Source organism: Bradyrhizobium sp. Arg816 (genome assembly GCF_029989365.1).
Lineage (GTDB): Bacteria > Pseudomonadota > Alphaproteobacteria > Rhizobiales > Xanthobacteraceae > Bradyrhizobium.
Genome location: NZ_JAPRAQ010000021.1, coordinates 94397 through 109733 on the forward strand (window position 1 = coordinate 94397; position 15337 = coordinate 109733).

Here is a 15337-nt window from a genome sequence, read left to right on the forward strand (position 1 = left end):
CCCTTTAAGTCTTTTCATGCGCCTTCAATTCGAGGCCCTTGCGCTCGAGTTCGGCATAGGCATCGTACGCCTTCTGCGCCACCACCATGATCGAGGTCCAGTTGATGGGTAATTCTTCCGAAAGGTCGTGCAAATCCATCTTGGCTTGCGTCGCCTTGGCGGACACTTTCCTTAGCTCGGCCTTCAGTGTTTCGCGATCGCCCATGAGTGAGTATCCTCAATAGTTCGCCACGTCTGGGAACTTCCGAATTAGGTCAATTCCGTCGCTGACATATTTATCCCCCTCCTGAGCCAGATTGGCGAAATTATCGAATCCAAAGCGATGCACGTCGCGCAGCTGCTTGTTCACGGCGATCAGCCGGCCTGCGATGAGCACTACCCGCCCGAAGCCTTCATGATGCAGCTTCAGAATCGGCTGAATCATAACGCCGGTCTCCCTCTCGATCGACAGCGCAACCGCATCGAAGAACAGCTCAAGCCGCCACAGTGTATCGGGATCGGGATCACCGATAATCGGCAATGCCCGCCGTTTCTTCTTGTCCAGGATGTAGGGGTCGAGCAGGTCAAGATCGCTCTTCCCGTCCCAAGCTCCGTTGGCATCCTGAGCACGCCAAATCTTGACCAATTCGATAAGGAATGGCGCATCGACCGCGCTGCCCTGCTGCTCCATTTTTGCCGTCATATCACCTCATTCGTCGAACTCGAACGTTCGCCGTTGGTCTTTTGCCATAGCCTTTCGTAGCCAAGGAGGTGGCGTGCCCTTCAGTACGCGCTCGAGTTTTTCGAGCAACGCCAGAATGCTTTCTGGCTTGTTCACCTTGATAGGATGGATCTTGTTGGCCACCACCCGCGCAGCCCCGGCACCGCCAATGGCGGCGACGTAAAGAATCGCGCAATCCTTGATAGCCTCGATTTTCGGCGCCAACTTATCCTCGTTGCCGTCTTCCTTAAGGTCGCCCTCAAACTCAATCGCTTTGAGAAACACGTGCCCGCCAGGCGCGACATCGTAGATTGCGATATTCTTTGCCCAACCAAAATGGGCATCGACTCGTCTCAGGTCCTGAGTGGCAAACGCGACCTTCATCCAATCGCCCTCCCAGCCGCGCCGGTGGAGCTGCGATACCCCGAGCAACGTGGCGGTCCGGACCCAGTCCGCCATCTATCGGGCGTAGGCTGATCGTTCTCCTCGCGATGCGCGATCACGAGGTTGGCGATTTCGAAGATCAGATTGCGGGTACCACGATAGCCCACCGATAGTCGGTGTCCCGCACCAAGTCGATCGAACATCGGAAAACCCGTACGATAGAACGGCAATTTAAGCCGAGCCGCTGCTTGCCTGCCATGAGAATGCGTGATCAGCAGGTCGCAATGGTGTGTGTTGGCAAGCCCTTCCAGATCCTCGAGATCGCCAATGAGTACCTCCTTGGTCTTGATCCGCTCGATCACCTTCGACTGGGTGGTCGTCACGGCCGCTGTCACCTGCGCGCCCATGTCGTGCAGCATCCCGGACAGATCGAACAGAAGGTCTGGCTCAGCGCCGATAGCAACTTTGCGACCGCCAATATGGAAGTGCGCGTCCAGCATTGCATCGGCGAGCTGACTGCGCTGGCGCCGATATTTCAAGGGTATGGGGCGGCCGCTGATCTCGCCCAAGAACGTCATGAATTCGTCGTTCGGACAGAGACCACACAGCCGCTCGAAGACACGAAAAGGCACGCCGGTCTTGACCTGCATGACCTCTGCCGCTCGCTGCATCTGCGCCCCGATTGCAATCGTCCATCCGGCGCGGCCCATGCTCGCGATTTCGTCGACGCCGATGCCGCCGATGGTCGTGGGCGTAAACTCATCGGGGATATGCCCATCGAGCGATCCCGCCAGGTCAGGGAGGAAGGACGGGCACAAGCCGAAATCCTCCACTATGACACGGAGTTCATCAAGGTCGCCGGGCGTGAGGTGACATCCCGGCAGAATATTCACTTTCGAGGGGTCCCGCAGGCCATTGGTGCTGGGCCCTTCCACCAGCACCTCCACAATGCGCGCCACAGCCTTCTCCCAGCCGTCCTGGAACGCGCCCTTGAAGTCAGGCGTCGAGACATACACCAGTGGCAACTTTGCGAGTTGCGGATGCTTGTTTCGGATTAGCTTGAGGTAGGCATCCACATCGTCGCCATTGGTCTCGGTGACACCGGTCGAGCAGATTCCGATGATCTTTGGCTTGGTACGGTTGGAGATGTTCAGTATCGCCTGCTCGAGATTCTCATAACCGCCGAGTACGGTAGCGACCTCGCTCATCGCGGTGGTCTGCAGCGGTACTGCCTCTTTGAAGTGCCGGACGAAGAGCGTGAGCCCGAAGGATGTGCATCCCTGAGAGCCGTGCAGAAGCGGCATCGCCCCACGCAGCCCCATGAAGGCGAATGCGCCGCCGATCGGCTGACTCATCTTCAGCGGGTTGACAGCGCAGGCTTTCGTCGGCGCCGTGACGATGGCCATGACGCCTCCCTATTCTGCGGCCTGTCGCATGGCAGACGGCTCGGACACCAAGATACCTTCGATGCGTCTCTGGCAGCAGCCACCGACCGCATTGGTATGCTCTTTCACCGCTGCGACGCTCCTCAGGCCGTGCGCGTATATTGCATCCTCAATCGTGCCCAGATCGACCGTGTTACACACGCAGATCTTCCTCGCGCGGCGCGCGATTTCGGCGAGCGCCGGATCGCAGGCGATCGCCGCCACCGGCGATTGCATCTGCTCCATCGCCTTGGCCAATGCCTCCCATGGTGCCGGTCGACGTAGCTGCTCCCACATCGGACTGGAGAGCGACTTATCGATCTCCTCCACCAGCTTGACCATGCCGACATAGCCCATATAGGCGTGGCAACGCTCCTGGTTGATATCGAGCCAGGGCATCGCCGCTTTCAGCGCGACGAACTGCGACTTGCCGCCCGATAGCATGATGTCCGCTTTTGCCTCCTTCAACATCTTATACATTTCGCGCGGCGTCATGTCCTCAATCATGTGGGCATCCTGCCCCATGAGCTCCTTGATGCGCTCCTTGTCTTTCCTGGTTGATTTCTTGATGCTGGTTCCGACTAACTCAAGCCCGGCTTCCTGGAGTGCCGCAACGACCGACCATGACTTGACGCCGCCGGTAATCAACAAGGCCTTCTTGCCTTCGAATCGAGGCTTGTACGGCGCTATCGCAGCCCAGGCCCACGCTTCCTCGCGCGCTATCACCGCTTCTGTCCGTCCGAGCAGATCTGTCGGCGCGCCGCGTTCAACCAATAAGCGGGCAAGCTGACGCAGCGATTCGCTCGAATCTTGAATACCGTAGAACGACCCCTCGAAGAACGGGATCCCGTAGCGTTGCTCCATCTTGCGTGCGACGTTAATCATGGACTTTGAGCACACCAACATCGCCGCCCGAGCGCGATGAGATGAAGCGACTTCGCGATATTTGCCATCACCGGAGATACAGGAGAGAATCCGTACTCCAAGCTCGTCTAGCAATGGCTTCACTTGCCAGAGCTCTCCCGAAAGGTTGTATTCCCCGATCAGGTTGATATCGTAGGGCGTAGTGTAGTCTGGCTCTTGCGTCCCGATCACATAGTCGAGCAACGCCTCGCCGGCGAGCTTGTTACCGAGGTTCTTCGAGCCGACGAAGCCCGGGGAATTGATCGGGATCACCGGCTTTGCGAACCTTTGAGATGCTGCCTTACAGACTGCGTTGATGTCGTCGCCGATCATCGCCGGGATGCAGGTTTGATAGACGAAGATGGCGGGCGGGTCGCACTTGTCGATGATCTCCTTGATCGCTTTGCACAGCCGCTTCTCGCCCCCGAATACAATATCGGTTTCGCTCAAATCGGTTGTGAACGAGGTACGCCACAGATTCGAGCCTGACGACGCCGCGCCGCGATTGTCCCAGGAATTACCTTCGCACGCGATCGGACCATGCACCAAGTGAGCGACATCGGTGAACGGCTGCAGCGCAACCTTGGCGCCATCGAAAGCACAGCCGCCGGCAGCGCTACCCGGCTGCAGTTGTTTGGTGCAGCCGTTCTTGCGTTCAGCCTCCGACTTGCTGCCGTTCTTGGCGCAGCTCGGCTCGTCGAAAACATTCTGGACCGTGGCCGCTAGTGAACTCATCCCTTTTTCCTCTCAGCGCAAAGTAATTGCATGGTCAACCGTTGTGTGCTTGTGCCATCGTCGAGTGCTTGGGCGATGGCGCGCACGGTCGCTCATCAACGAATGATGTCGAAGCTGTAGTCAGTTTTGCCAAGAACGTTTGTCTTCTTGTCGATCTCATCGAAGATCTTGTCCAGGATCTTCACCAGCACATTCAGGCCGCCCTGATAGCCCCATAGGGGGGAGCGGTGATGGTGATGCCGATCGAAAACCGGAAAGCCGATGCGGATCAGTGGCGTTCCAGTATCGCGCTCCAGATACTTGCCGTAGGTGTTGCCAATCAGAAAATCGACTGGCTCGGTGAACAGGAGTGAGCGCATGTGCCAGAGGTCTCGGCCCGGATAGGCTTGGCAGCCCTGCCCAAATGGCGAGCTTGCAAGCAGCACCTTCATTTTTTCGTGCCAGGCCTTGTTGCCGTTGGTGGATAGCACATGGGTCGGTTCGGCGCCGAGTTCGAGCAGAAACGCAGCCAACCCATAGCAAAGATCCGGATCGCCATAGATCGCGAACTTCTTGCCATGGATATGCGCGCTGGAGTCAGCGATGGCGTCGACTAGGCGGCCACGTTCTCGCGCGAGTTGCTCGGGAATCTCATTGCCGCTGATGCGTGACAGCGCCACGATAAAGTCATCCGTTGCGGATAAACCCACCGGGTAGTTGAAGGATACGACGTCCTGCCCATGCCCAGCCACGTATGGCAGCGTTTTTTCGGTGCACCACTGTTGCATGGAGATTGTCGCCTTGGCGTGAACCGCGTTGGCCGCATCTTCCAGCGTCGTGCCGCCGTCATACATCCGGAATTCGCCGTCTGTCGGAGTATCGAAAACTTCAGAATTATCCGCGAGAATCGTGTGCTGGATGCCCATCAACGCCAAGATTCGCTTGATCTCGCGAAGGTTTCCGACGGTATAGCCATCGAACCCACCGATGATGTTGATCGCCCCGTTCTGCTTGCGCTCCAGCTTCGGCGCTGTTCCGGCCTTACCGTCCCAAAAATGCTCCAGAATGCCCTTGAGCGCATTGTCATAACCGGTGACGTGGCTGCCGACGAACGCCGGCGTATGGGCGAATGGCACGTCGAAGTCCGCCGGAACCGAGCCTTTTTCTTTCGACGTCTTGATGAAGGCGTTGAGGTCGTCGCCGATCACCTCGGCCATGCAGGTCGTAGAGACCGCAATCATCTTGGGTTTGTACATGTTATAGCTGTTCGCGAGCCCGTCGATCATGTTGTTCAGCCCGCCGAATACGGCAGCGTCTTCCGTCATCGACGAAGAGACGCAAGAAGAAGGCTCCTTGAAGTGCCGCGACAGATGGCTGCGGTAATAAGCCACGCAGCCTTGCGAGCCGTGGACGAAGGGCAGCGTGCCCTCAAAGCCAACAGAGGCGAACACGGCGCCAAGCGGCTGGCATGCCTTGGCCGGATTTACCGCTAGCGCCTCCCGCGCAAAGTTCTTTTCGCGATATTCGGCCGTCTTCGTCCATTCCTTGATGCGTTCGACCTCGGCGGGATCGCGAGGATTCTCGAACATCTTCTTCTTGGCCAGCATCTGCTGGTATTCTGGACCGCGGAACAGCTCGAGATGATCGAGCACGTGTTCGGCACTCTGCGCCATTGTTGAAATCCTTCACTATCGAGATTGGTGTCGCCCCGGCTTTCTCACAGAGCGAGATGAGTTGGTTTATTCTGCAGCCAGGAGCTTGGCTCTCGAAGCTTCCTTCCAGGGGGCCTTCGTTTTCTTCCAGACCGGCGAGTTGATGGCCATGTCCATGTCGCGCGCAAAGATCGCAAAGCCGTCATAGCCGTGATATGGCCCCGAATAGTCCCAGGAGTGCATCTGCCGGAACGGCACACCCATCTTTTGAAAAATGTATTTTTCCTTGATGCCCGAGCCGACGAGGTCAGGCTGGAGCTTTTCGACGAAGCGCTCGAACTCGTAGCCATTGACGTCATCGTAGATGAGCGTGCTGTCCTTTACGTAGTGCTGAGCTGTGCGCTGATAGTCGTCGTTGTGACCGAATTCGTATCCGGTGCCAATGACTTCCATCCCGAGGTCCTCATATGCGCCAATCACATGACGGGGACGGAGCCCGCCGACGTACAGCATCACCGTCTTGCCCTCCAGGCGCGGGCGATATTTTGCGATCACAGCGTTCACCAGCGCTTGGTACTTTTCAATCACCCGCTCGGCGCCTTCCTTGATCTTGTCGTCGAAATAGCCCGCAATCTTGCGCAGCGACTCTGCGATCTTTGAAGGTCCGAAGAAGTTGTACTCGCACCAGGGGATACCGAACTTTTCTTCCATGTGGCGTGAGATGTAGTTCATGGAACGGTAGCAATGCAGAATGTTGAGCTTTGCCTTCGGCGTTGCCTCGAGCTCAGCCAGTGAACCGTCGCCGGACCACTGCGCGATCACCCGCAGGCCCATCTCCTCTAGCAGAATTCGTGATGACCAGGCGTCGCCGCCAATATTGTAGTCTCCGATGATCGCAACATCGTACGGCGTCGGCTCAAACTTTGGTTTACCATCGGACTCGAGCTGGTCGAAAATCCAATCGCGCACCGCATCGTTGGCAATGTGATGGCCTAGTGACTGCGAAACGCCCCGAAAGCCCTCACAACGGACCGGCACGATGGTCTTGCCGCCATATTCCTTGGATTTCGCTCTCGACACGGCCTCGATGTCGTCACCGATCAATCCGATCGGGCATTCCGATTGGATCGTGATGCCGTTGTTGAGCGGAAACAGCTCCTGGATTTCGTCAAGGATTTTGCCCAGCTTTTTGTCGCCACCGAATACGATATCCTTTTCCTGGAAGTCGGAGGTGAACTGCAGGGTCACGAAGCTATCGATGCCCGTCGTGCCAACGTAATAATTGCGTCGCGAGCCCCACGAATACTGACCGCAGCCTACCGGGCCATGGCTGATATGGACCATGTCCTTGATCGGTCCCCAGACCACCCCCTTTGACCCTGCATAGGCGCAGCCTCTGATCGTCATCACGCCAGGTATGGATTTGATGTTGGACTTCACCCCGCAATCTGACTTGCCGGTTTGGTGAACGTTGAGGTGCTTGGCACGCCGTTTCGCGGTTTTCTCCGGATAGACCTTCAGCACCTCCTCGATCAGCTCTTTGTTGCGAGCCCTGATTTCTGCGATGCTCTGGGTCGTGGCGAGACTCATCTGATGTCCTTCGAAGGTTAGCTGTTGCGAGGGCGGGTTCTTGAGCAAGACTTTTGCAACCAACATGCCAGCGCTTCGTGAGCACTAAAAAACATAGCAATCAAAATCGCTTAGCGCGCTTCGCGCGGTGACGGGCGGTGTTGTTGCGAACCCGACATTACACTTTGAGCAGAGAACGCTTGGTTTGGCCCTGTTCGAAATGGAACAAGGGCCGGCTATGCGTGAAAATGCCCGCCCAATTCTCGAGCGTGTCCGTGATCGCAGTACTCTGCGATCGCGCTCGCCGAAGGCGCCGCACAGGAAGACCGGCCGCAAGCGGCGGCTGGCCGACACAGGCCTGCCATGCTATCTATGCTTGCTGCGACCTACAGGTTCTTACCTGCTGCGATGGGATGAGGTGCATGACCTCATCCTCCAGACCGCAATGCGAGCTGCCTTGCCACCTGGACATCGTAGGCTCACCGGATCACGAGAACAGCTGCCGCGCCTTGATAAGCGCACGCAGGAGCACATCGATCTCTTCACGTGTATTGTAAAGTCCGAGGGACGCCCGGCACGTCGCCAGCACGCCGAAGCGCTTGAGCAGCGGCATCGCACAATGGGTCCCCGCCCGCACCGCTACACCGGCGCGGTCGATGACGGTGGCAATATCATGCGCATGCGTACCCTTCACATCAAAGGAAATGATCGGTCCCTTGTCGGCCGGGGTCCCGATCATGCGCACGAAATTGATCCCCGCCAGCCTCTCTTGCGCGTAAGCGAGCAGTACGCTCTCGTGCCTGCGGATCTGCACCTTGCCTATTGAATTGATGTAATCGATAGCCGCCCCTAAACCGATGGCTTCGACGATCGGCGGCGTACCCGCTTCGAACCGGTGTGGCGGATCAGCATAAATGACGCCGGAACGCGAGACCTCGCGGATCATCTCCCCGCCGCCATTGAAGGGCGGCATCGATGCCAGATGCTCAGACTTGCCGTAAAGCACACCGATCCCAGTCGGACCATAGAGTTTGTGGCCCGTCATGACGTAGAAATCGCAATCAATGTCACAGACGTCGGCGCTCAGATGGACGCAAGCTTGCGAGCCGTCGACCAGCACCGGGATACCACGAGCATGCGCGACCCTCACCACGTCTTTCACCGGCAATACCGTGCCGAGCACGTTCGACATTTGTGTGATTGCAACCATCTTGGTGCGCGGGGTCAGCAGTCGCTCAAAATCATCGAGCAAGAAGTTTCCGTCATCATCCACTGGTGCCCATTTGATCACTGCACCGAGTCGTTCCCTGAGAAGGTGCCATGGCACAATGTTGGAGTGGTGTTCCAAAATCGAGAGAACGATCTCATCACCCGGGGTTATGCGTTCACGGCCAAAAGTCTGGGCCACCAGATTGATTGCCTCCGTGGCGCTCCGGGTGAAGATGATCTCTTCGTTTGAACGCGCGTTCACAAACTGGGCCACCTTGGTACGGGCGCCTTCATACGCCTCGGTCGCCGCGTTAGCGAGGTAGTGCAAGCCGCGATGAACGTTGGCGTATTCGCTGGAGTACACCTGCATCATACGGTCAAGCACCGCGTTGGGCTTTTGCGCGGATGCAGCGTTATCGAGATAAACAAGCGGCTTTCCGTACACCGTCATGGCGAGCGCAGGAAAGTCCGTACGCAGACGGTTGACCTCGTAACTACCATTGCTCACGGCGGGATGTGCGCTCATCGTCCCGCCTGCAGCCAGTGTTCAGCTTGCGCTGTCACAAAATCGCGCAGTTTCTCAGAAGTGATCTCCTCAATCGACTCGCCAAAAAACGCTTTAATCAGCAACATCTGCGCGTCCTTCTCGGATAGCCCCCGAGCGCGCAGATAGAATACGAGCGTGTCGTCCAGCGCGCCCGATGTCGCTCCGTGGCCGCAGGTCACGTCGTCAGCCAAGATTTTAAGTTCGGGCTTATTGTCGGCCTCGGCCTGGTCGGATAGGAGCAACGCTCGCGTCGTCAGGGTGGCGTCCGTCTTCCGGGCGGCGGGACGAACGACGATTCGGCCCTGAAATACCGAGCGGCCGCAATCGTCGACGACCGCGCGGAACTTCTCCCGACTGGTGCAATGTGGCCCGGCGTGGTCGACCACGATCGTTGTGTCGGCGCGCAGCTTGTCCCTGATGAGATTAACCCCATTTGCCGAGAGCTTGGTTCCTTCGCCGGCCAGCGTGATGAATCCCTGATAGCGGCTGATGGAGCCGCTGCAGGTCATGCTGAAGAGGTCAAGCTTAGCCCTGGCGCCGACTGCGATGATCGCCGACGAGATGTTCACGGCGTCAGAGGCATCGGCTGCCACGCGGATATGCGAAAGGCTCGCCTCGTCACCAACCAGGGCGATTATCGCATCGTTGGCTTGATAGCCGCTCGCGCCTTCAGCCGGGACGAAACTTTCCACGATGGCCGCATGCGCTCCTTTACCGAGCTGCAGATAGGAGCGTGTAAAGGTGGACACCGACAGTCCTGTTGCGACGTGAACGATCTGAATTGGACGCTTCACCGCATTGCCATCGGCGACCGTAATCACCAGGCCATCTGTCGCCATTGCGGCATTGAGCGAGATCGCCGAATCGTTCGTCGTCGACAGCACCAGACCGGCGATGGCCTCAGTGGCCGAATTCTCCAGAACCTCTCGCAGCGACCGCACAACAACTTCATTTTCCAGCCTGCCGAGATCGGATAGCTCCGGCGCGAATACGCCATCCACCAAAACCAGTTTGACCGCCTGATCGGCAGACACTTGCTCGGCCGACACCTTTGCGCGCACCAACGCCTCCGCATTCGGTCGCGGAGCGAGTGGCAGCACCTCGCCGATCAGGGCGCGCAGATCTGTGTATTTCCAGTCCTCCATGCCCCGATGCGGAAGGCCGGTACGCTCGTAGACCTCGAATGCCCTCGCCCGGATTTGGGGGACAAGGCCTGCACCAGGCATCCGTCCACGCGCCGCAGCGAAAACACTGTCAATTGCGCGTTCGGTGTCGGCTTTGGGCAAAACCTGCTTCATCGGGGAATCCCTAGAGCCGTCAGGCCGCGTCTTCGAATTGGGCGTAGCCACAAGCCTCGAGCTCCAGCGCGAGTTCCTTGCCGCCGCTCTTCATGACCCGCCCTTTCGACATCACGTGTACAATTTCCGGCTCGATATGGTCGAGAAGCCGCCGATAGTGCGTGATCACGATCATCGCTCGTTTCGGCGAGCGCAAGGCGTTGATGCCGCTGGCGACGATACGCAGCGCGTCGATGTCGAGGCCGGAATCGATCTCGTCCAGGATGCACAGACTCGGCTCGAACAAAGCCATCTGCAAAATTTCGTTGCGCTTCTTCTCGCCGCCTGAGAAGCCGACATTGACGCCGCGCTTGAGCATGTCCTGCGGAATGTTGAGCGAATCGGCCACATCGCGGACTCTTTTCAGAAATTCGGGGGTGGAGAATTCCTGTTGGTCGCGCGCCTTGCGCTGAGCGTTCAGTGCCGCCCGCAGGAAGTTCATGGTGGTCACGCCGGGGATCTCGATCGGATACTGGAATGCCAGGAACACGCCCTTGGCGGCGCGTTCATTTGGCTCCATCCGCAACAGGTTCTCGCCCCTGAACAGGATTTGTCCGCCGGTGATCTCATAACCGGGCTTGCCGGCGATAACATGCGAGAGCGTCGATTTGCCGGAGCCGTTCGGCCCCATGATCGCGTGCACCTCACCCGCATTGACGTTAAGATCGAGGCCGCGAATAACTTCGCGGTCTTCGACACCAACACGCAAATCTCGGATTTCGAGTAGCGCCATTCTGATCTGATCCCTGAAATGTCATCTGACGAGCCGCATTCGAGGGGGCTCGCGGGATGTTTGGTTACCCGACAGATCCGTCGAGCGAGATCGAGATCAGCTTCTGCGCTTCCACCGCGAATTCCATCGGCAGCTGCTGAAGCACGTCCTTGACGAAACCGTTGACGACGAGGCCGACGGCTTCTTCCTGGCTGAGGCCGCGCTGGATGCAATAGAACAGCACGTCCTCGGAGATTTTCGAGGTCGTCGCCTCGTGCTCGAACGTCGCCGAGGAGTTCTTCGCCTCGATATACGGCACGGTGTGCGCGCCGCATTTGTCGCCGATCAGCAGGGAATCGCAGGCGGTGAAGTTGCGCGCGCCGGTCGCTTTCCGGTGCGCGGTGACGAGCCCGCGATAGGTGTTCTGCGACTTGCCGGCGGCGATGCCCTTCGAGATGATCCGGCTCGACGTGTTCTTGCCGAGGTGGATCATCTTGGTGCCCGAATCGACCTGCTGGAAACCGTTCGAGATCGCGATCGAGTAGAACTCACCGCTGGAATTGTCGCCACGCAGGATGCAGCTCGGGTACTTCCAGGTGATGGCGGAGCCGGTCTCGACCTGGGTCCAGGAAATCTTGGACCGGTCGCCACGGCAGTCGCCACGCTTGGTGACGAAATTGTAGATGCCGCCCTTGCCTTCCGAATTGCCGGGATACCAGTTCTGCACCGTCGAGTATTTGATCTCGGCATCATCGTGCGCAACGAGCTCGACCACGGCGGCATGCAGCTGGTTCTCGTCGCGCTGCGGCGCGGTGCAGCCTTCGAGATAGGAGACGTAGGAGCCCTTGTCGGCGATGATCAGCGTGCGCTCAAACTGGCCGGTGTTGCGCTCGTTGATGCGGAAATAGGTCGACAGCTCCATCGGGCAGCGCACGCCCGGCGGCACGTAGACGAACGAGCCGTCGGAGAACACCGCCGAGTTCAGCGTCGCGTAGAAATTGTCCGAGGTCGGAACCACGGAGCCGAGATATTTCTGCACCAGCTCGGGATGCTCGCGGATTGCCTCCGAGATCGGCATGAAGATCACGCCGGCCTTCTTCAGCTCGGCCTTGAACGTGGTCGCAACCGAGACCGAATCGAAGACGGCATCGACCGCGATCTTGCGCCTGTTAGGGTCTTCCTCGCCGGGCTTCGGCTCGACGCCTTCGAGCATGGCGACTTCCCGCAAGGGAATGCCGAGCTTCTCGTAGGTCTTGAGAATCTCCGGATCGATCTCGTCGAGCGAGGTGACCGTCTTCTTCGGCTTCGGCGCCGCGTAATAATAGAGGTCCTGGAAGTCGATCTTGGGATAGTCGACGCGCGCCCAGGTCGGCTCGGTCATGGTCAGCCAGCGCCGATACGCCTCGAGCCGCCACTGGAGCATCCAGGCGGGTTCGTTCTTCTTCTCGGAGATGAACTTGACGGTCTCTTCCGACAGTCCCTTGGGCGCCTTGTCGGTCTCGATCAGGGTCTCAAACCCATAACGATACTGGTCGACGTCGATGCGCTTCACGCGCTCGACCGTCTCTTGCACAGCTACCATTGCCCGCTCCACTCGCGCAACGACAACTCCCGCTGGCGAGGATTCCGCCGCAATCTATCTGAGCGGATCGCGCAAGTTGCCGCCGACTCGGGGCCAGCGAGTGAGAGAAACAGAAGACGGATCCAAAAGGCGGCGGCTGTCGATCGCGTTTTCATCATGTTTCGCGCCGGAGCTCCTCTCATCGGCTACTCCACCTATGCCGGCACGCAGGTATCGGGCACCGGGCAAACGACGGCGCATTGCGGCGCGTCAAAGTGCCCCTCACATTGGGTACACTGGGTCGGATTGATCACATATATGTCGTTCTTCAGGCTGATCGCGGCATTGGGACATTCGAACTCACATGCACCGCAGACAGTGCACTGGGATGCGATTATCTTGTAGGCCATCACTGCGATTCCATAAGCGAAAGTTGCGGGACAGTTTCTTGCTTTCAAGTCTTGTGCCAGACAGTTGACTTGATTTTGTCTGGGCTATTTCTAGAACGCAAGTCGCCGCCTCGACACGGTGTCGCAAATCCTACAACGCGCATGACAGCAGCTCGAGCTCGATGCCGTGGTTTGCGCATGGTCGATCTCACGGCAGGCAGCGATCAGGTGAACCGCGTTCGCCAGCCTCAGGGAACGATCTGCGATCCTTCCTAAGCCCGCCGTGCTGCGGCGATGATGGATGCGCCGCGCGACTTCAAAAAGTTCTCCGCCGGTGTGTCAGGTCGACCGCGAACCGCATCTTGATGGTTCCACTCACCGGGACAGCGGCGGCTTCGGCGACAGCACCACGATAGATAACCCGCGCAGTCATCACCGGCCGGTTGGCGTCTCCACAGCCAGTCAGAATGAGTCGCGGCGATCGAGCCAGACAAAGTCGCTCTGGTGATCGCGGGTCCCCAGCGGACCCGCAGTACGCATTCTCGATTGCCTTGGATTGGCAAAACCGGCATTCATATGCGCTGTATGGACCGAAAGTACATTGTATCGCATCGTGCGGGGATTAAAGCCAGGCGTTCGTCTGGTGATCCTCCGCTTCGCTGCGCATTCGAAATAAATGCCGGCGCGGTCAGCAGATCGATGGAGTCGAAAAAAGGCCACCCCGAAGGGTGGCCTAAGTCAGGGAGGAAACGCCCATGAGGGCCTCTGGGATCAGGCCGCAGCCTGTTCGATCGGTGAGAAGGGCAGCCCGAGGCTTTCGGCGACTGCTTCGTAAGTTAGCCGGCCCCGATGGACGTTGAGGCCTGCGCGCAGATGCGGATTGTCGAGCACGGCGGAAAAGCCCTTGTTGGCCAGAGCCAAACCAAACGGCAGCGTCGCGTTATTCAGTGCCTGGCTCGAGGTCAGCGGCACGGCCCCGGGCATATTGGCCACGCAATAATGAATGATGCCATCCACTTCGTAAGTAGGATCAGCGTGAGTGGTTGGTTGCGATGTCTCAAAGCAGCCGCCCTGATCGATAGCGACGTCCACGAGCACCGCCCTCTTGCGCATCGAGCTCAGCATGCTCCGGCGGACTAGCTTCGGCGCGCTCGCACCTGGAACGAGCACCGCACCTATCACCACATCCGCCGCAAATACCTCTTCCTCCACAGAGTCGATGGTCGAAAACCTGGTGCGAACGCGTCCTTCGAATAGCTCGTCCAACTCGCGGAGCCGGAGTATCGAACGGTCGATGATGGTCACCTCTGCGCCCAGACCAGCCGCCATGCGTGCCGCGTGCGTACCAACGACGCCACCTCCGATCACCACGATTCGGGCAGGCTGAACACCGGGCACCCCACCGATCAACAGCCCTCGTCCGCCTGCACTCCGCTTCAGGGCGCCCCCCGCCGCTTCGATCGCAAGCCTACCCGCGACCTCGCTCATCGGCGCCAGCAGCGGAAGACCACCATGCGCATCAGTAACGGTCTCATAGGCGATCGCAGTGCATCCAGATTTCAGGAGGCCCTTGGCCTGGTCCGGGTCGGGGGCCAGATGCAGATAAGTGAACAGGATCTGATTTTCCCGCAGCTGACACCATTCGGTCGGCTGAGGTTCCTTAACCTTTACGATCATCTCGCCCGATGCGAATACCTCAGCTGCGGAAGTTAGAATCGTTCCGCCAACATTGCGATAATCGTCATCGGTTGCACCAATGCCAGCGCCGGCATTGGTCTCGATCATCACGCGGTGGCCCGCTGCCACGTATTCGCGGACAGCTCCCGGGGTAAGGCCCACGCGATATTCGTGAGCCTTGATTTCCTTGGGGACTCCGACCTTCATTTGAAAACTCCTGCCTGGAGCGCCTTTCTAATCGGAAGCGAGCAGCGATATTGCGACGCAGCCGTTAAAATGGCGCAGAAATTCAACGATATTTGACAAGCTTCGCAGGATTTCAAACCCACGGGTGCCGAGCGGATCGTGTGACCATGCTCGCTGAGCTTAACCGTCGAAAGTGCGCGGTGGCGATGAATCGTTTCGAATTGCGTTCTCGGCTCGTGGAAAAGCCAACAACCGAAATTCAGCACGCCCAAAGAGCGAAGTCGCAGTCTGCCGGTTGGGCAGATCGCCCATAGAAGGGATCGTTTCCAGAGCTAATGGGTGATGGGTGATGGCTCATGACCATTGATCATAA

At 58.5% G+C, this 15337-nt stretch carries 13 protein-coding genes; all 13 read right to left on the reverse strand.

The annotated features are described in order from the left end of the window. Positions 1-4 precede the first annotated feature (4 nt). Positions 5-205, reverse strand: coding sequence for a CCE_0567 family metalloprotein (locus OWC48_RS35030; protein ID WP_282524078.1), 201 nt, complete (start codon positions 203-205; stop codon positions 5-7). A 12-nt stretch (positions 206-217) separates the two neighbouring features. Continuing rightward, the gene (locus tag OWC48_RS35035; protein WP_282524079.1) at positions 218-682 is read right to left on the reverse strand and encodes a NifX-associated nitrogen fixation protein; all 465 of its coding nucleotides are present in this window, start codon (positions 680-682) and stop codon (positions 218-220) included. Between the two features lie 6 nt (positions 683-688). After that, positions 689-1084 carry a nitrogen fixation protein NifX gene (gene nifX / locus OWC48_RS35040; protein WP_282524080.1) on the reverse strand — a complete coding sequence of 132 codons (396 nt, stop codon included), beginning with the start codon at positions 1082-1084 and terminating at the stop codon, positions 689-691. Further along, positions 1081-2490, reverse strand: a complete 1410-nt coding sequence (gene nifN, locus OWC48_RS35045; RefSeq protein ID WP_282524081.1) for a nitrogenase iron-molybdenum cofactor biosynthesis protein NifN — start codon at positions 2488-2490, stop codon at positions 1081-1083. The genes nifX and nifN overlap by 4 nt, the downstream gene beginning before the upstream one ends. Positions 2491-2499: 9 nt before the next feature. After that, positions 2500-4146: a nitrogenase iron-molybdenum cofactor biosynthesis protein NifE gene (gene nifE / locus OWC48_RS35050; RefSeq protein WP_282524082.1), complete on the reverse strand. Its 1647-nt coding sequence runs from the start codon at positions 4144-4146 to the stop codon at positions 2500-2502. 95 nt (positions 4147-4241) lie between these two features. Next, positions 4242-5798 carry a nitrogenase molybdenum-iron protein subunit beta gene (nifK, locus tag OWC48_RS35055; protein WP_282524083.1) on the reverse strand — a complete coding sequence of 519 codons (1557 nt, stop codon included), beginning with the start codon at positions 5796-5798 and terminating at the stop codon, positions 4242-4244. A 66-nt stretch (positions 5799-5864) separates the two neighbouring features. Continuing rightward, positions 5865-7367 carry a nitrogenase molybdenum-iron protein alpha chain gene (gene nifD / locus OWC48_RS35060; protein ID WP_282524114.1) on the reverse strand — a complete coding sequence of 501 codons (1503 nt, stop codon included), beginning with the start codon at positions 7365-7367 and terminating at the stop codon, positions 5865-5867. A gap of 466 nt (positions 7368-7833) precedes the next feature. Then, a complete protein-coding gene (locus OWC48_RS35065) occupies positions 7834-9081 on the reverse strand; it encodes a cysteine desulfurase (RefSeq protein WP_282524084.1) in 1248 nt (415 codons plus the stop codon). Next, a complete protein-coding gene (gene sufD, locus OWC48_RS35070; protein ID WP_282524085.1) occupies positions 9078-10400 on the reverse strand; it encodes a Fe-S cluster assembly protein SufD in 1323 nt (440 codons plus the stop codon). Before sufD ends, OWC48_RS35065 begins: the two co-directional genes overlap by 4 nt. A 19-nt stretch (positions 10401-10419) precedes the next feature. Next, entirely contained in the window at positions 10420-11172 is a 753-nt protein-coding gene (gene sufC, locus OWC48_RS35075) for a Fe-S cluster assembly ATPase SufC (protein WP_282524086.1), read from the reverse strand. A gap of 64 nt (positions 11173-11236) precedes the next feature. Further along, positions 11237-12733, reverse strand: coding sequence for a Fe-S cluster assembly protein SufB (gene sufB, locus OWC48_RS35080; RefSeq protein ID WP_282524087.1), 1497 nt, complete (start codon positions 12731-12733; stop codon positions 11237-11239). Between the two features lie 194 nt (positions 12734-12927). Beyond that, positions 12928-13122 carry a 4Fe-4S binding protein gene (locus tag OWC48_RS35085; RefSeq protein WP_035730311.1) on the reverse strand — a complete coding sequence of 65 codons (195 nt, stop codon included), beginning with the start codon at positions 13120-13122 and terminating at the stop codon, positions 12928-12930. Between the two features lie 750 nt (positions 13123-13872). Further along, entirely contained in the window at positions 13873-14985 is a 1113-nt protein-coding gene (gene ald, locus OWC48_RS35090) for an alanine dehydrogenase (RefSeq protein ID WP_282524088.1), read from the reverse strand. Positions 14986-15337: the final 352 nt, after the last annotated feature.